The sequence below is a fragment of the Streptosporangium sandarakinum genome, assembly GCF_013409935.1.
Classification (GTDB): domain Bacteria; phylum Actinomycetota; class Actinomycetes; order Streptosporangiales; family Streptosporangiaceae; genus Streptosporangium; species Streptosporangium nondiastaticum.
In genome coordinates, this window is the sequence record NZ_JACCCO010000001.1 from 3,443,789 (window position 1) to 3,464,403 (window position 20,615).

General features: G+C 71.5%; 19 protein-coding genes and 1 tRNA gene. 11 read left to right on the top strand and 9 right to left on the bottom strand.

The features are described from left to right. Positions 1-170: 170 nt before the first annotated feature. A complete protein-coding gene (locus HDA43_RS15545; RefSeq protein ID WP_218911734.1) occupies positions 171-806 on the bottom strand; it encodes a GOLPH3/VPS74 family protein in 636 nt (211 codons plus the stop codon). Between the two features lie 158 nt (positions 807-964). Then, positions 965-2,302, bottom strand: a complete 1,338-nt coding sequence (locus HDA43_RS15550; protein WP_312873285.1) for an LCP family protein — start codon at positions 2,300-2,302, stop codon at positions 965-967. A gap of 291 nt (positions 2,303-2,593) precedes the next feature. Here HDA43_RS15550 and HDA43_RS15555 point away from each other — a divergent pair, with 291 nt between their 5' ends. Beyond that, positions 2,594-4,111 carry a hemolysin family protein gene (locus HDA43_RS15555; RefSeq protein ID WP_179821331.1) on the top strand — a complete coding sequence of 506 codons (1,518 nt, stop codon included), beginning with the start codon at positions 2,594-2,596 and terminating at the stop codon, positions 4,109-4,111. Further along, complete coding sequence (locus HDA43_RS15560; RefSeq protein ID WP_179821333.1) at positions 4,108-5,142, top strand: hemolysin family protein; 1,035 nt, start codon at positions 4,108-4,110, stop codon at positions 5,140-5,142. Before HDA43_RS15555 ends, HDA43_RS15560 begins: the two co-directional genes overlap by 4 nt. Positions 5,143-5,612: 470 nt before the next feature. On the opposite strand, the gene HDA43_RS15565 is transcribed toward HDA43_RS15560, so the two are convergent. Beyond that, positions 5,613-5,695, bottom strand: a tRNA-Leu gene (locus HDA43_RS15565). A gap of 160 nt (positions 5,696-5,855) precedes the next feature. On the opposite strand from HDA43_RS15565, the gene HDA43_RS15570 reads away from it, so the two are divergent. The 7 genes from HDA43_RS15570 (at position 5,856) to pknB (ending at position 14,709) form a co-directional block, all read left to right on the top strand. Next, a complete protein-coding gene (locus HDA43_RS15570; protein WP_179821335.1) occupies positions 5,856-6,596 on the top strand; it encodes an FHA domain-containing protein in 741 nt (246 codons plus the stop codon). A gap of 17 nt (positions 6,597-6,613) precedes the next feature. Then, positions 6,614-7,081: an FHA domain-containing protein FhaB/FipA gene (locus HDA43_RS15575; protein ID WP_179821337.1), complete on the top strand. Its 468-nt coding sequence runs from the start codon at positions 6,614-6,616 to the stop codon at positions 7,079-7,081. Continuing rightward, positions 7,078-8,370, top strand: a complete 1,293-nt coding sequence (locus tag HDA43_RS15580) for a PP2C family protein-serine/threonine phosphatase (RefSeq protein ID WP_179821340.1) — start codon at positions 7,078-7,080, stop codon at positions 8,368-8,370. Before HDA43_RS15575 ends, HDA43_RS15580 begins: the two co-directional genes overlap by 4 nt. Positions 8,371-8,374: 4 nt before the next feature. Further along, positions 8,375-9,751 (top strand): FtsW/RodA/SpoVE family cell cycle protein, encoded by a 1,377-nt coding sequence (locus tag HDA43_RS15585; RefSeq protein WP_179821342.1) that lies wholly within the window; start codon positions 8,375-8,377, stop codon positions 9,749-9,751. Next, complete coding sequence (locus HDA43_RS15590) at positions 9,748-11,208, top strand: peptidoglycan D,D-transpeptidase FtsI family protein (RefSeq protein ID WP_179821345.1); 1,461 nt, start codon at positions 9,748-9,750, stop codon at positions 11,206-11,208. Before HDA43_RS15585 ends, HDA43_RS15590 begins: the two co-directional genes overlap by 4 nt. Continuing rightward, the gene (locus HDA43_RS15595; RefSeq protein WP_179821347.1) at positions 11,205-12,722 is read left to right on the top strand and encodes a protein kinase domain-containing protein; all 1,518 of its coding nucleotides are present in this window, start codon (positions 11,205-11,207) and stop codon (positions 12,720-12,722) included. The genes HDA43_RS15590 and HDA43_RS15595 overlap by 4 nt, the downstream gene beginning before the upstream one ends. A gap of 82 nt (positions 12,723-12,804) precedes the next feature. Then, a complete protein-coding gene (pknB, locus tag HDA43_RS15600) occupies positions 12,805-14,709 on the top strand; it encodes a Stk1 family PASTA domain-containing Ser/Thr kinase (RefSeq protein WP_179821349.1) in 1,905 nt (634 codons plus the stop codon). A 140-nt stretch (positions 14,710-14,849) separates the two neighbouring features. Here pknB and HDA43_RS15605 read toward each other — a convergent pair whose 3' ends face one another. From HDA43_RS15605 to HDA43_RS15615, 3 genes are read right to left on the bottom strand one after another with little or no spacing between them, the layout of a single operon-like run. Continuing rightward, positions 14,850-15,488 carry an anthranilate synthase component II gene (locus tag HDA43_RS15605; protein ID WP_246423996.1) on the bottom strand — a complete coding sequence of 213 codons (639 nt, stop codon included), beginning with the start codon at positions 15,486-15,488 and terminating at the stop codon, positions 14,850-14,852. Continuing rightward, a complete protein-coding gene (locus HDA43_RS15610) occupies positions 15,485-15,643 on the bottom strand; it encodes a hypothetical protein (RefSeq protein WP_179821351.1) in 159 nt (52 codons plus the stop codon). The genes HDA43_RS15605 and HDA43_RS15610 overlap by 4 nt, the downstream gene beginning before the upstream one ends. 10 nt (positions 15,644-15,653) lie before the next feature. After that, positions 15,654-16,448: a class E sortase gene (locus HDA43_RS15615; protein ID WP_179821354.1), complete on the bottom strand. Its 795-nt coding sequence runs from the start codon at positions 16,446-16,448 to the stop codon at positions 15,654-15,656. Between the two features lie 206 nt (positions 16,449-16,654). On the opposite strand from HDA43_RS15615, the gene HDA43_RS15620 reads away from it, so the two are divergent. After that, positions 16,655-16,900, top strand: coding sequence for a cell division protein CrgA (locus tag HDA43_RS15620; protein ID WP_179821357.1), 246 nt, complete (start codon positions 16,655-16,657; stop codon positions 16,898-16,900). 51 nt (positions 16,901-16,951) lie between these two features. On the opposite strand, the gene HDA43_RS15625 is transcribed toward HDA43_RS15620, so the two are convergent. Together HDA43_RS15625 and HDA43_RS15630 are read right to left on the bottom strand one after the other, a co-directional pair. Then, a complete protein-coding gene (locus tag HDA43_RS15625; protein ID WP_179821359.1) occupies positions 16,952-17,830 on the bottom strand; it encodes a rhomboid family intramembrane serine protease in 879 nt (292 codons plus the stop codon). A gap of 290 nt (positions 17,831-18,120) precedes the next feature. After that, entirely contained in the window at positions 18,121-18,657 is a 537-nt protein-coding gene (locus HDA43_RS15630; RefSeq protein ID WP_179821361.1) for a peptidylprolyl isomerase, read from the bottom strand. A gap of 178 nt (positions 18,658-18,835) precedes the next feature. Between HDA43_RS15630 and HDA43_RS15635 the strand changes: the two genes are divergently transcribed. After that, positions 18,836-19,408, top strand: coding sequence for a hypothetical protein (locus HDA43_RS15635; protein ID WP_179821364.1), 573 nt, complete (start codon positions 18,836-18,838; stop codon positions 19,406-19,408). 179 nt (positions 19,409-19,587) lie between these two features. On the opposite strand, the gene HDA43_RS15640 is transcribed toward HDA43_RS15635, so the two are convergent. Beyond that, positions 19,588-20,568, bottom strand: coding sequence for a GNAT family N-acetyltransferase (locus tag HDA43_RS15640; protein WP_179821366.1), 981 nt, complete (start codon positions 20,566-20,568; stop codon positions 19,588-19,590). Between the last annotated feature and the right edge of the window lie 47 nt (positions 20,569-20,615).

Consider the following 20,615-nt stretch of genomic DNA (forward strand, 5'->3'; position numbering starts at 1 on the left):
GTCCCAAGTCCGTCCCCCTGGTGGGGCGGGAAGCCGCCCAACCGGCCCACGGTCGTGCGGCCCGGCCGGGCCCCCGGGCGTACGGAACGGATGACCGTACGGGACGCCCGGTACGGCGGGCGCCGCCGTACCGGGCGGGTGGCACGGCGGCGCAGGCCGTGCGCGATCGGCTACGTCGCGGCGGCCGCCGCCGCCGCGCCGCCCGCCGCGGCGGCGTTGATGGAGGCGATGGTCTTCGAGACCGCGTCGCCCGCCCAGTGGCCCTCCGCGATCTCCTTGAAGGCCCGCCGGTCCACGTCGGGGAAGGCCTTTCGGTCGATCTTGGCCGCGTGCAGGACGGCGATCAGCGCGGCCGTCCGCTCGTCGGTCGCGGCTCCGGCCAGCGCTTCCCGGACGCGCTCGCGCACCGCCCGCTCCACGCTCGGGTCGAGCTCCGGGTGGCGGGTGCGGGGGAAGATCCCCAGGACCTTCGACCGCTCCTCGCCCAGCACGCCGCGCTCGGCCAGCCTGGTGAGCAGGCGTCCGCGGAGCTTGGCCGAACGGAGCTTGTAGACCCATCGGTCGGGCTTGTGCGGCCTGTCCTCGGCGGCGATCCGGGCCAGCGCCGCGTCCAGCTCCTCGTCTCCCAGGGGGGTGGGATCGAGGACGGCGATCTTCTTGTCGGTCAGGCCGACCCGGCCGTCGATCACCAGCTCGGCCAGCAGGGCACCGCTGAGAGCGACGCCCAGATCGGTCGAGCCGACCAACTGCTTGCCTTCCCGCTCGCTGAGCGCGAGGAGGAGGACTTCCTCGGCGATGGTCGTCATGATCGAGACCCTACGCCCAGGACCGCGCGGCTGTGGAGTGCTCCCGGGGCCTGTTCCGCGGTCACCCGGCCCGGCCCCGCCCCGCCCCGCGCGAGTCCGCCGGAGGCCGGAGCCGGGAGCGGGAGCGGGGTCCCCCGGCGTCGCGCCGGGAGACCGCGTCACTTGCCGAGGGCGTCCTTGGGGACGGGCTTGTCCTCGGCCAGCGCCCGGAACATGCGCAGCGCCCGCTGGGTGTCCCACTTGGCGACGTCCTGCCCGTTGACCTTGGGGAAGGAGGCGACCGGAACGATCGTGGTGACCGGATTGTCGCCCATGGCCAGCCCGAGGGAGAGCAGGTCGAAGGCACCGGTCTCCTCGCCGACCACCACCGCGTCGGTGGCGCTCAGCGCGAGCGGGACGGAGCGGAAGGGGTTGAGCAGGACACCGGGGGCGGACGCCTTCTTCACCACCGCGGAGAAGAACTGCCGCTGGCGCTGGGTCCGCTCGAAGTCGGGGATGCCGCCGGTGGCGCGGGTGCGGACGTAGCCGAGGGCGGTGCCGCCGTCCATCGTCTGCACGCCCTTCTTCAGGTCGATCCCGGCCTTGGGGTCCTTGATGTCCTGCTTGACATTGATATCGACCCCGCCGATGGCGTCCACGATGCCCACGAAACCGCCGAAGCCGATCTCCATGTAGTGGTCGATCCGCAGGCCGGTGACCTTCTCGACGGTCTTGGCCAGCAGCTTGGGGCCGCCGTCGGAGTAGGCGTAGGCGGCGTTCAGCTTGTCGCTGCCGTGCCCGTCGATCGGCACGTAGGAGTCGCGGGGCAGGCTGACCAGGGTCGGCCGGCCGTCGCCGTCGGGGACGTGCAGCAGCATCATCGTGTCTGTGCGGCGGCCGACCGCGCGGCCGGTGGCGAACTTCCTGCGCTGGGCCTTGGTCAGGCCCTCACGGCTGTCGGAGCCGACCAGCAGCCAGTTGGTGCCGGCGGTGGCGTCCGGGCGGCCGTCGTACTCGCCGAGCGCGTCGACCTCCTTCAGCCGCGAGTTGATCACGAAGAAGCCGACGACGCCGAGCACCAGCAGCACGACGACCAGGCCCGCGAGGATCCGCACCGCCAGCCTGCCGGGTCGTTTCGGTCTCCAGGTGGCGCCTGGCATCCGGGGGCCGCCTTTCCTGTCGGGGGGATCGGCGTCCGCGGGCCGGGCGGAGGACGACTGCGAGCCGCGGAGCGGCCTGACCGGTTCCGATCCCTGCCTGGCCTGGCCGTAGACCCGCGAGGTCGCCCGGGGGGCCGTCTCGTCCCCCGGCTCGGCCCCGGCGGCGCGATCGGGGCCCTGATGGCGGGCCGTACGGTCGGCGCCCTGGTCACGGGCCGTACGGCCGGCGCCCTGGGCGGGGGACGTGCGGCTCCGCCCCGGGGTCGGATGGGCGGGCTGCCCCGCCGCGCGCCACGGCTCGGCGGGCGGCGGCCGCATCGCACGTGTGCGGTCGTCGTCGTCCTGCGCGTCACCCACGTCGTATCCCCGCCACTTCTCCGGTTCGCGATGAAAAGCCATTATCGACGCTACGTCGCGGCCCCGGCCCGCGAAGCCTCTCCCCAAGTTTTGGTCATACAGAAGTACCCAGACGGTACATAAACCCCAGTGATGCAGTCGTCAGCCGATCTGGAAACACCAACCCCTCACGGATCGTTACGGTAGAGGACGACCTCTGCTCGAAAGGATGATCGTGTCCACTCCGGACCCATGGAGTACCGGCCCGTGCACAGGCACGGGAACCGCTGACCCGACCGGGAGAACCGCCCTGTGAACACGGCTCTCGGTCTGCTGGCCGTACTCCTTCTCACCGTCGCCACCGGCTTCTTCGTCGCCCAGGAGTTCGCGTTCGTGGCCGCCGACCGCGCCGTGCTGCGCGAGCAGGCCGAGGCCGGTGACGCCGCCGCCCGGCGCGCGCTGGAGGTGACGGGCCGGCTCTCCTTCATGCTCTCGGGTGCGCAGCTCGGCATCACCGTCACCGCGCTGCTGGTCGGCTTCATCGCCGAACCCGCCATCGCCGAGGTGATCCGTCCCGGTCTCTTGGCCGTCGGACTGCCCGCGGCCGTCGTGCCGGGCTTCGCCGTGGCGCTGGCCATCGTGATCGCCACCGTGGTCCAGATGGTCCTCGGCGAGCTGGCCCCGAAGAACTTCGGCATCGCCCGCCCGGAACCGGTCGCCAAGTTCCTGGCCCGCTGGACGCTCGGCTACCTCAAGGTCGCCGGGCCCGTCATCCGGCTGTTCGACTCCGCCGCCGCCGGCCTGCTGCGCAGGGTGGGCGTGGAACCGGTCGAGGAGGTCGAGCACGGCGCGAGCCCCGAGGAGCTGTCCCGCATCATCTCCGAGTCGGCCACGGCCGGCGATCTGCCGCCCCGGCTGTCGGAGCAGCTCGAACGCGCCCTGGAGTTCGGCGACCGCACGGCCGAGGACGTCATGGTGCCGCGCCCCCGGGTGGTGCTGCTCCGCGCCGGGCGCCCGATCTCCGACCTGGTCGACGTGATCCGCGAGCACGGCCACTCCCGCTATCCGGTGCTGTCCACCGAGAACGGCGAGGAGGTGGTCGGCGTCACCGGCGTCCGCGAGCTGTTGCGCTCCGGCGAGTCCGAGGGCCCGCTGTCGCGGATCACCCGCCCGGCCCTGCTGGTGCCCGACTCGCTGCCGCTGCCGGCCGTGCTGGAGCGCATGCGCGCCGCCCGCGACGACCTCGCCTGCGTCATCGACGAGTACGGCGGGCTCGCCGGCGTGGTCACCGTCGAGGACCTGGCCGAGGAGCTCGTCGGCGAGCTGATGGACGAGAACGACCCCGAGCCGGCCGGCGTCGTCGCCAACGGCGACGGCACCTGGAACCTCCCCGGCACGCTCCGCCTCGACGAGGTCGAGCGCGTCACCAAGCTGGCGCTCCCGGAGAGCGACGACTACGACACCATCGCGGGCCTGGTGCTCGCCGAACTCGGCCGGATGGCCGAGCTCGGCGACGAGGTGACCGTCCCGCTGACCATGGAGACCGATCTGCTCGACGACGACGGCCCGGAGGAGGCCAGCGCGGTGCTCACCGTGCTGTCGGTGCAGCGCCGGGTCCCGGAGTGGGTACGGCTGTCGCTCCCCGCGGCCGGGGACGGCGCGCGGGACGACGGCACGCCGGACGACCGCGCGAAGGACGGCGCCCGGAAGGACGGCGCGCGGGACGACGGCGCCCGGGAGAACGGCGCGCGGCGCGGCGAGCCCGCCCTGAGCGCCGGCCACCGGACCGGAGAGGGCGCCGGGACCGGCGCGGCGGGGAGAAAGCGATGAGCCCCGTGAGCGCGCTGCTGCTCGGCGTGGTGCTGCTGATCGGCAACGCCTTCTTCGTCGCCGCGGAGTTCGCGGTCATCTCGGCCCGCAGGCACCGCCTGGAGGAGCTGGCGGGCCGGGGCGGCCGGTTCACCCGGATCGTCGCCCGCGCCGCCGTACGCGGCGGCAAGGAGCTGTCGCTGATGCTGGCCGGCGCGCAGCTCGGCATCACGCTGTGCTCGCTGGGCCTGGGCATGGTCACCGAGCCGGCCATCGAGCACCTGCTGGAGCCGGTCTTCGGGCTGGTGGGCGTGCCCGAGTCGCTGCGGGTCCCCGTCTCGCTGGTGCTCGCGCTGGCCCTGGTCACGTTCCTGCACATGGTCGTCGGCGAGATGGCTCCCAAGTCGTGGGCGCTGACCCACCCGGAGACCGCGGCGATGAGCGTGGCCCTGCCGTTCCGCGGTTTCACCCGGGTGATGCGGCCGGTGCTGGCCGCCCTGAACGGCCTGACCAACGCCGTGCTGGGGATGTTCGGCGTGCATCCCAGGGACGAGCTCGCCACGACCAGGACGCCGGTGCAGCTGGCCATGCTGGTCGGCGAGTCGGGGCGGATGGGCCTGCTCGACCGCACCGAGCACGACCTGCTCACCCGGGCGCTGCGCGCCCACCAGCAGCCGGTCGAGCGGCTGATGCTGCCCATCGAGCGGGCCGCCTCGGTGGCCGGTGACGCCCCGGAGGCCGAGGTGCGCCGCGCCGCCGCCGACAGCGGGCACCTGCGCCTGCTGGTCAACGCGGGGCGCCGCTCGGAGGTGGTGGGTGTGCTGCACGTCAGGGACCTGCTGATCCGGCCCGGGGAGAGCCCGGCGGAGCTCGCCCGCCCGGTGCCGAGGCTGGCGAAGACCACGACGATCTCCGAGGCGGTCGCCGTCCTGCAGGACGCCCACGCCCACGTGGGCCTCGTCACGGACGAGGGCGGCGAGGTGGCCGGCATGGTGAGCCTCACCGACCTGGTGGGCGAGATCCTCGACGTCCGGATCCTGGCCGCCCGCTGAGAGGTCATCGGAGAACGAAGCCGGCGGCGGGGTGGACCACGTCCTCCCGTCGCCGGCGGTTCCCGCACCGGGCCGTCCGGCTCTTTCCGCCGCCGGCGGTTCCTGCACCGGTCCACCCGGCTCCTCCCACCGGCCCCGGTCGCGCCGGTCCGGCCGCCTGACCCGGCGGCCTTCCGTCGCCCGGACCGGCGATCCCCTTTCCGCGCAGGTCAGCGATATCCCGATCGCACCGGACAGCCGGATCGTCATGATCATTAAGCTGAGGGCGAACAGGATGAATCTCCAGCAAGCCCGCCGAAAGTGCCCTGCAAGCGACTCGGGGTAGACAGTCGGCCATGATCGGTCACCGTACGGCCCCCCGCCCGGACTCCGGGGGAAGGCCGCCGCGACATGCGAAAGAGCCCCGGCTCTCACGAACCGGGGCCCTTCATCGACAGTTCGGATCCGCCGATTTCATCGACGGTTCCGCGTGGGCGAGGAGGGATTTGAACCCTCACGTCCTTTCGGACACACGGACCTGAACCGTGCGCGTCTGCCGTTCCGCCACCCGCCCTTGTTGGGTGCGGTCGAAACATTAGCACGAATCAGCCGCTACCCACGAACCCGGATACGATCCTCCTAGACGCGGAGCGGAGGAGCTTGGGTGCGAGAGAGCGAGGAACGAGCCCCCCAGCGGCCGTGACCCACATAGGACGGAAGAAGGGAGGTACCCGGTGGGAGTCCTTCAGCGCTTCGAGCGCAGGCTCGAAGGCTTGGTCGAGGGGGCCTTTGCGCGGGCGTTCAAATCTGACCTTCAGCCGGTCGAGGTCGCCAGCGCGGTCCAGCGGGAGATGGACGAGCGGGCCGCGATCGTCGCGCAGGGGCGCACGCTCGTGCCGAACGACTTCGTGGTCGAGCTGTCCATGACCGACAGCGAGCGCCTTGAGGTCTACGCCGACAGCATCGGCCACGAACTCGCCAACCTCGCCAGGGAGTACGCCAAGGAGCAGGGCTACTCGTTCGTGGGACCCGTCCGGGTGCGCTTCGAGACCGCCGAGGACCTGGCGGTCGGGTTGTTCCGGATCCGCTCCGGCGTGATCCGCGGCGCGACGGTCGAGCAGGACGAGATCCGCCACCCCCCGAGCGACGTGCCCGCGGCCCGGCCGCGCGCCTTCGGCGGGCAGCCCCGGCTGCTGGTCTCCACCCAGGACGACCCGCAGGGGCAGCGCTCCTACGACCTCACCACGCCGGTGACCCTGCTCGGCAGGGGCACCGACTGCGATCTGCGGCTGGTCGACCCGGGTGTGTCCCGGCACCACGCCGAGCTGCGAGTGGAGGGCCCCGAGGTCGTGCTCGTCGATCTCGGCTCCACGAACGGCACCTTCGTCAACGGCCAGCCGGTCCGCCGGGTCGAGCTCCAGAACGGCACTCGCGTGACGCTCGGACGCACGACACTGGTTTTCCGGCGCGATTAGAGGTAAACAGACGCTCCATGTCCGAGCTCACGCTGCTGCTGATCCGGCTCGCCTTCCTCGCGGTGCTGTGGTTCTTCGTGATCGCCGCGGTCGGCGTGATCCGGACGGACCTCTTCGGCTCCCAGACGGCAGGCGCCGCCTCAGCCCGCAAGACGCCCAAACCGGTCAAGCCCGCGGCCAAACCCAAGAAGGGGGAGCCGCGGCAGATGGTCGTGACCGGCGGGCCCCTGCAGGGCACCACCATCCCCCTCAGCGAGGCGACGATCACCATCGGCCGGGCGACCGAGTCCACGCTGGTGGTCAACGACGACTACGCCTCCAGCCGGCACGCCCGGCTCTTCCCCCAGGACGGTCAGTGGATCGTGGAAGATCTCGGCTCGACCAACGGCACATATCTCGACCGCTCCAAAGTCACCCGTCCGACTCCGGTGCCGCTCGGTGTTCCGATCCGCATCGGTAAGACCGTCATCGAATTGCGCAAATGACCATCGCACTCCGTTACGCCGCCCGCTCCGACGTCGGGCTCCTCCGCGAAGGCAACGAGGACTCGGCGTACGCCAGCGGCCGCCTGCTCGCCGTCGCCGACGGCATGGGCGGCCACGCCCACGGTGAGGTGGCCAGCTCGGTCGCCATCGCCGCGATGTCCTCCCTCGACGAGGGCGCGGCCGGAAGCGACCTGCTCAGCGCCATCGAGGCGGCGGTCCGCGACGCCAACCGCAGGCTGCACGAGATGGTCGGGCGCGACCCGAGCCTGAAGGGCATGGGCACCACGCTCACCGCCATGCTGTGGTCCGGGACGCGGGTGGCACTGGTCCACGTCGGTGACTCCCGCGCCTACCTCCTGCGGGCCGGGGAGCTCTACCAGATCACGCACGACCACACACTGGTGCAGTCCCTCGTGGACGACGGGCGGATCACCCTGGAGGAGGCCGCCACGCACCCGCAGCGGTCGATCCTGCTGCGGGCGCTCGACGGCAGCGGGGAGGTCGATCCCGACCTGTCCCTGCGCGAGGCGCAGGTCGGCGACCGCTACCTGCTGTGCTCCGACGGGCTGTCGGGGGTGGTGAGCGCCGAGACGCTGCACCACACGCTCTCGACGGTGGACGATCCGGAGGCGGTGGTCCGCGCGCTCATCGACCTGGCCAACCGCGGCGGCGGCCCGGACAACATCACCTGCGTGGTCGCCGACGTCCTGGAGGTGGACGAGGGATCCGTCCCGGCCGCCGAGGCGGCCGTGGTCGGCGCCGCGGGCTCGACCCGGTCCCAGCCGCAGCCGCCGGACACCCCGGCGGGCCGCGCCGCCGCGATCACCATGCCGCAGCCGGTCGTCACCGACGACGAGGACGGGCCCGCGACCCCCCGGGCCGCGGGACGCCCGGCGAAACGCCGGCGGCGCCTGTGGCCCCTTCTGGCCTCCGCCGGGGGCGTCGTCTTGGTCGGCAGCGGCCTAGGGTGGTACTTCGGAAACCAGTGGCTCGACGACCAGTACTTCGTGGGGGCGAAAGGGGATGAGATCGTGGTTTTCCAGGGCGTGAAGACCAATATCGGTCCCATCGAGCTCTTCGACGTCGCCCGGAGCACCGCCGAGTCGATAACGGTCCTCGGAGCCTTCCAGCAGGGTCAGGTCCGCGACGGCATCCCCGTCCCCGACGTCGACGCCGGCCTGCGGAAGATCCAGGAACTGAAGTCGTCCGCCCAGAAACCGGAGGGAAAGGCCAGGCAGACCGCCCAGCCCAGCGAGAGCGCAACCCCGGAACCCACGAGGTCGCAGTAGACACATGAGCACCCCTGCCGCAGAGCCCGTCCCCATGCCCGCCAAGCGACGGGTGGCCCAGCTCGCGATGCTGGCCTTCGCCGTCGCGATCGTGATGTTCGCGTACGCGAACGTCGGCCTGGCCATCGACCAGAAGATCCCGGCGGGGATGCTGGGCTACGGCCTCGGCCTGGGCGGCCTCATGCTGGTGGCCTACCTGGTGCTGGCGAAGTTCGCCCCCTGGGCCGACCCGCTGATCCTGCCGCTGGTGACGCTGATCAACGGCCTCGGGCTGGTGATGATCTACCGGCTGGAGGAGGCCGAGGCGTTCGGCGCCTCGGCCTCCACCCAGCTGATGTGGACGGCCGTCGGGGTCGTGATGTTCACCGTCACGCTGATCGTGCTACGCGACCACCGCGCGCTGCAACGGCTCACCTACACCTCCGGCGCGCTCGGCCTCGCCCTGCTGGTCGCGCCGCTGCTGCCGTTCGTCGGCAAGGAGATCAACGGCGCGCGGATCTGGATCAACCTCGGCGCCTTCTCCCTCCAGCCCGCCGAGTTCGCCAAGCTCGCGCTGATCGTGTTCTTCGCCGGCTACCTCGTCGCCAAGCGCGACGTGCTGGCCCTGGCCGGGCGGCGGCTGCTCTTCATCGACCTGCCCCGCGCCCGCGACCTCGGCCCGATCCTCATCGTCTGGGGCCTCAGCCTCGGCGTGCTGATCCTGCAGAAGGACCTTGGCTCCTCGCTGCTGATCTTCGGCACGTTCATCGCGATGCTCTACGTCGCCACCCAGCGCACCTCGTGGGTGCTGATCGGCATCCTGCTGTTCATCGGCGGCGCCATCCTCGCCGGGATGATCTTCGAGCACGTGCACAACCGGTTCGAGGTCTTCCTCAATCCCGAGGACCCGGAGCTCTTCCAGCAGGTCGGCGGCAGCGAGCAGCTCATGCAGGGCCTGTTCAGCCTGGCCACCGGGAAGATCCTCGGCACCGGGCTCGGCCAGGGCCACCCCGAGATGATCCCGCTGGCCATCTCCGACTTCATCTTCCCGGCCACCGGCGAGGAGCTCGGCCTGACCGGGCTGATGGCCCTGCTGATGCTCTACGCCCTGCTGGTCGAGCGCGGTCTGCGCACCTCGCTGGCGGCCCGCGACCCGTTCTCCAAGCTGCTGGCGGGCGGCCTGTCGTTCATCCTCGCCTGGCAGGTCTTCATCATCGTCGGCGGCGTCACCAACCTGATCCCCCTCACCGGCCTGGTCACGCCCTTCATGTCGCAGGGCGGTTCGGCGCTGCTGGCCAACTGGATCCTCATCGCGCTGCTCGTCCGCGCGTCGGACGCGGCCAGGCAGCCGCCGCCCCAGGCCATCCAGGACGAAGGAATGACGCAGGTGTTCCAGCGATGAACGGTCCCCTCAAGCGCGTCGCCATCGCCTGTCTGCTCATGTTCGGCCTACTCATGTTCAACGTGAACTACCTGCAGGCCGTCAAGGCGGACAAGCTGAGCTCCGACTCGCGCAACAAGCGCAACTTCCTCGCCCGCTACGAGGTCGAGCGCGGCCGGATCACCGCCGGCGACAAGGTGCTCGCCGAGTCCGTCGACACCGGCGTCAACAAGGACTTCCGGTTCGAGCGCCGCTACCCCGGCGGCAAGGTCTACGCGCCCATCACCGGCTTCTTCGCGCCCGAGAGCGAGCGCGACATGGAGCGCGCCGAGAACGGCCTGCTCAGCGGCTCCAGCGCCGATCTGATGCTCCGGCGCGGCATCGACCTGTTCAGCGGCAAGAAGACCAAGGGCGCCAACGTCGACCTGACGATCGACCCCGAGGCCCAGCAGGCCGCCTACGAGGCGCTGAGCGCCAGCGGCAAGAAGGGCGCGCTGGTCGCGATCGAGCCGAAGACCGGGGCGATCCGCGCCATGGTCTCGGTGCCGTCCTACGACCCCAACCCGCTGGCCGTGCCCAACAAGGACAAGGTCAACAAGGCGTACAACAAGCTGGACAAGGACGAGGACAAGCCGCTGCTGAACCGGGCGATCGAGCGCACCTACCCGCCGGGCTCGACCTTCAAGGTGGTGACCCTGGCCGCCCTGCTGGAGAAGGACGACTCCCTGGGGCCGGAGAGCCAGGTGGACGCCCCGCAGGTGCTCGACCTGCCCAACACCACCCACGACCTGCCCAACTACGCCGGCGAGTCGTGCGGCACCGGCCGGGCGACGCTGTCGTTCGCCCTGGAGCTGTCGTGCAACACCCCGTTCGCCAAGATGGGCATGGACCTCGGCTACGACACGCTCAAGGACCAGGCCGAGAAGTTCGGCATCGGCGGCGAGCCGCTGAGCATCCCGCTCCCGGTCGCCGGCAGCGGGATCGGCCGCAAGGAGGACGACGCCGCGCTCGCCATGACCTCCATCGGCCAGCGCAATAACCAGATGACCCCGCTGCAGATGGCCATGGTCGCCGCGGGCATCGCCAACAACGGCGTCGTCATGAAGCCGTACCTCGTCAACAAGATCGCTGACGCCGAGGGCGGCGAGATCGACTCCGCCGACCCCACCGAGCTCTCCGAGGCGGTGAGCGAGGACACCGCGCGCAAGCTGCGGGAGATGATGGTCAACGTCGTCGAGAAGGGCACCGCGGGCGCCGCGAAGATCCCCGGCGTGTCCGTCGGCGGCAAGACCGGCACCGCCGAGAACGCCCCGGGCAAGCCGCCGCACGCCTGGTTCATCTCCTTCGCTCCCGCCGAGGACCCGAAGATCGCGGTCGCGCTCATCGTGGAGTCCGGGAGCGCCGGTGGCGAGGCCACCGGCGGTCACACCGCCGCCCCCATCGCCAAGAGTGTGATGGAAGCGGTGCTGAGACGATGACCGCGTTGCTCGGGGGCCGATACCGCCCGCTGGGGCGGATCGCGACGGGCGGCATGGGCGAGGTCTGGCGGGCCCGCGACGAGCTGCTGGGCCGCGAGGTGGCGGTGAAGCTGTTGCGCCGCCACGTGGCGGCGGACCCCGACTTCCGCGAGCGGTTCCGCATGGAGGCCAGGATCGCGGCCGGCCTGTCCGACCCCGGCATCGCCCAGGTCTTCGACTACGGCGAGGCCGACGACGTCGCCTACCTCGTGATGGAGCTGGTCCCCGGCGATTCGCTGGCGACCATCCTGAAGCGCTCCGGCCGGCTGAGCGCCGAGGACACCCTGGACATGGTCGAGCAGACCGCCCGGGCCCTGGCGGCCGCGCACCGGTCCGGGATCATCCACCGTGACATCAAGCCGGGCAACCTGTTGGTCACCGAGACCGGAACGGTGAAGATCACCGACTTCGGCATCGCCCGGGCGCTGGAGGCCGCGCCCATGACGCAGACGGGCACCGTCCTGGGCACCGCCCAGTACGTCAGCCCCGAGCAGGCGTCGGGGGAGCGGCTGACCTTCGCCACCGACGTCTACTCGCTCGGCGTGGTCGCCTACGAGTGCCTCGCGGGCCGGCCGCCGTTCGTCTCCGAGACGCAGGTGGCGATCGCGCTCATGCACATCGGCCAGGAGCCGCCGCCGCTGCCCGAGAGCGTGCCGCAGGCGGTGCGGGACCTGGTGATGCGGTGCCTGGCCAAGGACCCCGGCAGCCGCCCGGCCGGGGCCGAGGATCTGGCCGGCCGGGCCCGTGCGCTGCGCGAGTCGCTCACCGCCGCCGGCGCGACCGGGCTGGCCCTGCTGACCGACCCGCACGGGTGGCGGGCGGAGCCCGCGAGCGAGTGGCCGCGCGACGTCGTGCCCGCCCCGGCGGACGGGGACGCCGGGGCGCAGACCCCGGTCGACGCGGCCGGGGCGGACGACGCGGATACGGCCGGCGCGGGCATCGCGGGCGCGGGTGTCGCGGGCTCGGGGATCGCGGACCCGGGCGTCGCGGGCGCGGACCCGTACGGCCTCGGCGCGGAGACCGCGGGCGGTGCGCGGCGTCCCCGGCGGGGGCTGCGCCGTACGACGGTGATCGCCGCCACGGCGGTGGGGTGCGCGGCGGCCGTCGGGCTGGGCGCGCTGACCGCCCAGGACCTGGCGAACCAGAACGTCGACCGGGGTTCCGGCGGGTCGGTCGTCCCGGTCAGCCCGACCGTCACCGCCTCCCCGTCGCCCACGCCGACGCGCCCCCGACCGGTCCGGAGCCGGCCGTCGGCCGTGCCGACGAAACAGCACCGGCCTCCGTCCACGCCGTCGGCTACCGTAAGCACATCGGCCACGCCCAGCGCCCAGCCGAGCACGTCGCCGACACCCAGCCCCACCCCGACCGCCCCGCCTCCGCCCCCGACCCCCACCGCCCCTCCGGCGACGCCGAGCACCACGACCAGCGCCATCCCCGACCCCGGCGAAACAGACGCGCCGAACGAGGAGACGTAATGCGGCACGGGGTCGATGATGGACACCGGTGGAACAAGGGATCACCGGCACCCAAGATGAACGGTAAGGGACAGTGCAGGAAATGACTCAGCCCCGACGCCTCGGCGATCGCTACGAGCTCGACGGCGTCGTCGGACGCGGCGGCATGGCCGAGGTGTACCGCGCTCGAGACATCCGGCTGGACCGGGTCGTCGCCATCAAGACGCTCCGCGCGGACCTCGCCAGGGACCACATCTTCCAGGCGAGGTTCCGCCGGGAGGCGCAGTCCGCCGCGTCACTGAACCACCCGTCCATCGTCGCGGTCTACGACACCGGTGAGGACGTCACGGACGGCGCGCCGGTGCCGTACATCGTGATGGAGTACGTCGACGGCCGCACGCTGCGCGACCTGCTGCGCGCCGACCGGCGGCTGATGCCCGAGCGGGCGGCCGAGCTGGTCGACGGGATCCTGCGGGCGCTGGACTACAGCCACCGCGGCGGCATCGTCCACCGGGACATCAAGCCGGCGAACATCATGATCACCCGCAACGGCGACGTCAAGGTCATGGACTTCGGCATCGCCCGCGCGATGGCCGACTCGGCCGCGACCATGACGCAGACCGCGCAGGTCATCGGCACCGCCCAGTACCTGTCGCCGGAGCAGGCCCGGGGCGAGCGCGTGGACGCCCGCAGCGACCTGTACTCCACCGGCTGCGTGCTGTACGAGCTGCTGACCGGGCAGCCGCCGTTCACCGGCGACTCTCCCGTGGCGATCGCCTACCAGCACGTCCGCGAGGACCCGATTCCGCCGTCGCAGATCGACCCCGAGATCCCCAAGTGGGCCGACGCCATCGTGCTCAAGGCGATGGCCAAGGACCCGGCGCACCGCTACCAGAACGCCGGGGAGATGCGGGCCGACATCCAGCGGGCGCTGTCCGGGATGCCGATGGACGCCCAGACGATGGCGATCACCAACAACTACGGCTCCGCCACGCGGACCATGCAGCAGACCCCGGCCGGCGCCTCCGGCCCGGCCACCCAGCGCACCACCGCCGTCCCGGCGTACGAGTACGGCACCGAGGCGGCCGGCGGGGGTGGCGGAGGCGGCGGAGGCCGGCGCCGCCAGCAGGGCAACGGCAACGCCGCGGTCAGGACCGCCGCGTGGATCCTGGTCCCGCTGCTGATCATCGGCGCCTTCATCGGCGTGGGCTACATGTTCCTGAGCTCCCCCGGCGACACCGCCAAGGGCGGCAAGGTGAAGATCCCCTCGCTGGTCTCGCAGACCGAGGAGGCGGCGAGCAAGACGCTCACCGGCATGGGGCTCAAGGTCAAGGTCGTCGAGAAGTACGACGAGGAGATGGAGAAGGGCGCGGTCATCGACACCGACCCGCCGGCCGAGACCGAGGTGGACAAGGGCAGCGAGGTCGTCCTCACCGTCTCCAAGGGCCTGGAGAAGGTCGCGGTGCCCGACGTGGTCAACATGACCACCGAGGAGGCCACCTCCGCGCTGGAGGCCAAGAACTTCAAGGTCAGCGTGGTGCCCCAGGTCTCCAGCGGCAAGGAGGGCGTCGTCTTCAAGACCGACCCCGAGGCGGGCAAGCGGGCCGCCAAGGGCAGCACCGTCCGGCTCTACGTGCCCAAGGCGGCCGTGGAGGTGCCGAGCGTGGCCAACCTCACGGTCCAGGACGCCAAGCGGCTGCTGCAGCAGGCCGGGCTGAAGGTCAAGGTCGTCCCGCAGTCGAGCGAGCTGCCCAAGGACACCGTCCTCAGCCAGGGCCCCGAAGCGGGGGCGAAGGTCCAGCCGGGCACCACGATCACGCTGGTCGTGTCCAGCGGCGAGGCGCCGCAGCCGACCCAGCAGCCGACGACCCCGAGCGACGAGCCGACCGTCGGCGACGACCCCCAGCCGGACGACACCAACACCGACGACGGGTGGGGTGACGGCGGCGGCCAGGATGACGGCGGAGGCGACGTCTTCGACAACCCGCCGCCCGGCGACGGGAACTGAGCGACCGGTCAGCACCGCGATGAGGGGCCTCGCCGTACGGCGGGGCCCTTCGTCGTTCACGGGCCGCGCGAGCCGTTCCGGGCCGGAGAGAGCGGTGAGCCCTTCCGTCACTCGGGGGCGATGGCGGAAGGGCTCACTGGTTAGTCGTTCAGGCGGACGCGGGTGTTACAGACCTCGCCGAGCCAGTTTCCGAGCAGCCGGTGACCGTGCTCGGAGACCACCGACTCCGGGTGGAACTGCACGCCCTCGACGGGCGCGGTACGGTGCCGCAGGCCCATCACCGTGCCGTCGGCGGTGGTCGCGGTCACCCGGAGGTCGGCCGGCACGGTCTCCGGGACGACGGCCAGCGAGTGGTAGCGGGTCATGGTGACCGGGGACGGCAGCCCGGCGAAGACCCCGCTGCCGTCATGGATGATCGCGCTGGTCCGGCCGTGCATCAGCTCGGGGGCCCGCGCGACGGTCGCGCCGTGGGCCACGGCGATGGCCTGATGGCCGAGGCAGACGCCGAGCAGCGGCAGGCCGCGGTCCCGGCAGCGGATCACGAGCGGGACGCTCACCCCGGCGTCCTCGGGGGTGCCGGGGCCGGGGCTGATCAGGACCCCGTCGAACCCGTCGGCGTCCTCGGCCGCGACCAGGTCGCGCGGGCGGACGTCACAGAAGGCGCCCAGCTCGCGGAGGTACTGGACGATCGTGTGGACGAAGCTGTCGTGGTTGTCCACGACGAGGACGCGCGGCGCCGTCCCCGGCCGGCGCGGGATCATCGGGTGGCGCGGGGTCATGGGACCATCGTGACGTGGTCGAAGGGAATCCGGGTCTCGATCCAGGGGAACACGAGGAACCAGAGTACGGCCACCGCCAGCCCGGCCAGTGTCAGCGCCGTGACCGTCTTCCACACGGGGCCGCCGGGAAGCAGCCGCCAGATCCACTCGTACACGCGACCCTCCTCATCCGCTCGTGTCGTGTTCGCCCGCCGGGCCGTGCGTGGAGTGCCCGTCCACGGCGCGGTCTCCCTTCACGCCCGTTCCCGCGGCCGGGCCGTCCGGTGGACGGCCGGCCCGTGGTGGTTCCGGCTTCCGATCGGCCCGCGGCGGCTCCGGCTTCCGGTCCGCCCTCCAGGGGCGGTGGTCCCGGCGTCCCTCCAGCTCGCCGGTGACGATCAGTCGCTGGGCGGCGGAGTACTCCGGGTGGCAGGTGGAAAGCGTGATCAGAGCCCTGGTCGGCCTGCGATCGGGATGGGCGGGGTTCGGGGCGATGACGTCGAGGTCGGTGGGATCGACCACGCGCTTGTCGGTGACCCGGTAGGTGTAGCGGGCGTCGCGGGCGTCGACCACGATGTAGTCGCCCCGGCGGAGCTCGTCGAGACGGTTGAACGGGGCGGCATAGGTGGTTCGGTGCCCCGAAATAACGAAATTTCCAATTTTTCCGGGCAGGGCGGAGCCGGGGTAGTGGCCGGGCCCCATCCGGAGCTGCTCCCAGCCGACGCCCTCCACCACGGCGTACCGGTAGAGATCGCCGAGCCGGGGGATCCGCAGCATTGCCAGCGCCCCGCCCACCTGGACCTCGCCGAGCCGGCCGGTCCGCACGATGTTCTTCCTGGCCTCGACGAGCTGCCTGCGCAGCAGCGTCTGCTGCTCACCCGTGTAGGAGCCGGTCCCCCAGACGAGGTAGGCGCAGAAGAGCAGCAGGACCGCGCCCAGCGTGACGCCCGTCTCCCCCAGGGCTCTCAGCGCGGCTCTCATTCGCTCAGGCTAGGCGGAAGAGGCGGCCCGGGACCGGAGCGAAGCGCGCCGTTGGCGCAAGGTTTGCCCCGTGCTGATCGCCCGTGGGATCGCCATGTCCCATGTGTGCGGTCTATTCTTACTCGGGTCTTCACCCACCAGCGACTACGCTGGCTACACGGCCTGCGCACGATCCGGACCGCGCAGGGTTGACGCAGGAGAACCCAGTGCCCAAGTCCAAGTCTCGCAAGAAGGCGGTCTACACCCCGCCCCAGACGGCCCAGACGGTCAAGGTGAGCCCGCGCTGGCTCGCGCCGGTCATGGTGGCCTCCTGGATCATCGGCATCCTGTGGATCGCCGTCTACTATGTGGCCCCCACCGCGCCCCTCATCGGCGCCCTCGGCAACTGGAACCTGTTCATCGGGTTCGTTTTCATCATCTTCGGTGTGGTGCTGTCCACCCGCTGGCGTTAGTTCTTTCCACAGGGTTATCCACACCCTGGGGAAGCCCCAGGGTGTGGATGATCAAACAGGAAGGCCGTACCGCGCCGCGTAGGCGATCGGCGGCAGCAGCACGACCGCCGCCACCAGCAGCAGGAGCACCGCCACACAGCAGGCCAGCTGGAACGCGTTGCGGTTCGCGCGCGGGGCGTGGACGAGGATCGCCGCCACCGCGACGCCCGCGACCAGACCGCCCAGGTGGCCCTGCCAGCTGATGCCGCTGAGGGTGAACGTGAGCAGCACGTTGATGCCGATCAGCCACAGCACGCCGGTGACGTCGTAGCGGAGCTTCCGGCCCACCACGAACAGCGCGCCGAACAGGCCGTAGATCGCACCCGAGGCGCCCACCGCGTTGATGCCGAACAGGTATATCGCCACCGATCCGCCGAGCGCGGAGAGCAGGTAGAGAGCCAGGAAGCGCAGCGAGCCGAGGCTGCGTTCGAGCTGCGGGCCGATGACGTACAGCGCCAGCATGTTGAACAGGATGTGGGTGATCGAGAAGCCCCGTCCCGGCTGCGCGTGCAGGAACGCGCCGGTGACCAGGCGCCACCACTCGCCCTCGTGGATGGCGGGGGAGAAGGTGGAGAAGGTGGCGATCACCCCCGGGTCGAGGAACTGGGCGCCGTAGGCCAGGACGTTCACTACCAGGAGCGTCCAGACCACGTACGGGGTGCCGACCGGCCTGCCGCCGAAGACCGCCTGGGTCCGCCGTACCGTCTTGCCGCCCTCGGCCACGCACTCGGGGCACTGGAAGCCCACCGAGGCGTCCCGCATGCAGTCGGGGCAGATCGGACGCTCACAGCGCTGGCAGCGCACGTAGGTCTCACGGCCGGGATGGCGGTAACAGGTGGGGACGGCCGCGGTGTCAGCGGTGTCAGGCTCGCCGGGAGGCTGGGTGGTCATGGCGTCTCGCTGCCCCTTCGACCGTGCTGTTGTCCACAGGCTGCCAGCCTATTAAGGATCCGGGGTGTCCGCGCACGCCACAGTGGCCGGGAGCGGCCGTACGACGGGTGCGGACGTCCGCACGGCGGCGCGTGCGGGCCCGCGGTGGCCGTACGGCGGGCGCCGCCGCCCGCGCGGCGGCGGGTGCGACGGTCCCGCGGTGGCCGTACGGCGGGCATGGGTGTCCGCGCCGTGAGGCGGCCGGCGGCCCCGTGCGCGGGGTCGCCGGCCGCCCGACGGTCACGGGCGGATCAGCCCTGGACGCGGTCGATGGTGACCGACTCCAGGACGACCGGCTCCTTGGGCCGGTCACGGGCGTCGGTGTCGGTCTTGGCGATGGCGTCGACGACGTTCTGGCCCTCGATGACCTCTCCGAAGATGGTGTGGCGGCCGTTGAGGTGCGGCGTGGGCACCACGGTGATGAAGAACTGCGAGCCGTTGGTGCCGCGGCCGCCCTGGATGCCGGCGTTGGCCATGGCCAGCAGGTAGGGGCGGTTGAAGAACAGCTCGGGGTGGATCTCGTCGTCGAACTTGTAGCCCGGCCCGCCGATGCCCTGGCCCAGCGGGTCGCCGCCCTGGATCATGAAGCCGTCGATGACGCGGTGGAAGACCGTGCCGTCGTAGAGCTTGTCGGTGGTCTTCTGGCCTGTCTCCGGATGCACCCACTCACGGGTGCCCTCGGCCAGCTCGACGAAGTTGCGCACCGTCTTGGGCGCGTGGTCCGGGAAGAGCTGAACCTTCACGGTGCCGCGGTTGGTGTTCAGAGTAGCGATCAACTTCTCAGCCACGAGGGACTGCCCCCTTCGGGTCTCTTTGTTCACACCCTGTGCGAGGTGCTGTTTTGTGGTCTTGTGATGGCTGCGGCCGGAGCCGGTCCATCTAGCATCCTCCCACGGCCGGTAATGATTGAGCCGCCTTCGATCGGGAAGGGGACGCAACGGGGCCCCGACGACTGGGGAGGTTGATGTGCCTCTTGTACTGCTGAGGAAGCAGAAGATCGAGAAGATCATTCCGACGGACGCACGGTTGATGACGCAGATGAAACTGCAGCAGATGAAGTCTCAGGTCGCGAGTGCCGCCGATCGCATGGCACCGGTGGCCGTCCAGGCCCGGGACATGGCGCAGGACAAGCTCTACGTGGCCCGCGAGTGGGCCGCGCCGAGACTGGACGCGGCCGCTCACTCCGTGGAGGAGCAGCTCGCCCCCAGGGTCAGCGCGATGCTGTCCCAGGCCGCGGCCAAGGTCGACCCCGCACCCAAGGGGAAGTCCCGAAGCTGGCCGATGTTCCTGCTTCTCGCGGGTCTCGCGGTCGGAGCCGCCGGCTTCGCGATGTACCGCAGGAACTCCGAGCAGTGGACCGACATGCTGAAGGAGAACGCCTCCGACGCCTCCCGCTGGGTGAGTGAGAAGACTCACACCGGGACGCAGAAGGCCGGCGGGATGACCGGCGAGACCGCCTCCAAGACCGGCCCCGAGGCGGACGGGCACGCTGACAAGGGCGAAGCCCAGGCGGATCAGGCTTCGAACAAGCTGTCCTGAGAAACGCGAGTGCGGCCCACCCCTCGCGGGGTGGGCCGCACTCGCGTTTCCGGACGCCGGCCGGGCGCTGCCGATCGCGCATCACCGGATTCCCGGCCGGTGCGTCCGTGACCGCGCCTCACCGGGCCGCGCCGTCGTATCGGGCCGTGCCGCCGCGAACCGCCGGCGGCGGACCGCGGTCAGTCGCCGGACGCCTCACCGGCGAGCCGGAGCACGTAGGTGGTCGTGCGGTTCTCCACCTCGAACCCGGCGCGGGTGTAGACGCCCAGGGCACCGGTCGGATTGTCGGCGTCCACGCCCAGGGCGGCCCGCCGGTAGCCCCGCGCGCGGAACTCCCCGAGGGCGTGGGCCAGCAGCGCCCCGGCCACCCCCTTGCCCCGCCACTCCCGCACCGTGCCGATGATCTGGATCCACGCCTCGCGGATCCCGGTGGCCTGGGTGTCCGCCTCGTAGTAGTGGGTGATCAGCACCGCCACGCCCCTGCCCGACCCGTCCTGTACGAGGTAGGAGTCCTCGGGACGGAAGGCGTGCACGCCGACGATGGTCCGTTCCCAGCTCTCCGGGGTGTGCGGGACGCTGCCCCAGTGGTCGGTGAAGGCGGCGTTGCGCACCCCGCGGGCGGCGTCGGCGAGGTCCGCGCGGTAGGGGACGATCCGCAGGCCGGCCGGCAGGGCCGCCGGGCGGATCTCCGCGTCCAGGTCGCGGCCCATGGTGAAGAACCACCGGGAGGGGGTCATCCCCGCCGCCCGCATCAGCGCGGTCGCGCCCTCGTTGCCGTCGAAGACGCTGGTGTGGAGTTCGAGGGGACGGCCGGGATGGCGCCGCTCGTGCAGCACCGGCGTGTTGCGGATCGCCCAGTCGAGCACGTGACGGCCGAGGCCCCGGCGGCGGTATTCCGGGTGGACCGCGGCCCACAGGTGCATCCGGTGGGCCGGATCCGCGGCGGAGCCGCAGGCGGTGAGGCCGCAGGCCGCCATCCGGTCGCCGTCCCAGGCGGCCAGGGTGCCCTCGGCCAGGTCGAGCAGGGGGTTGTCGAGGTCGTCGGCGAGATCCTCGGCCCCGTAGTTCTCCCCGACCTGGTCCACCTTCTCGACCTCGGCGAGCAGCTGTGCCCACCGCTCGACGTCGTCCTTGGTCAACGGGCGCCACTGGAGAGTCATGGGCCGCAAGCCTAGGGGGGCGCCGCGCCGCGCCGCGAGACGTTTTC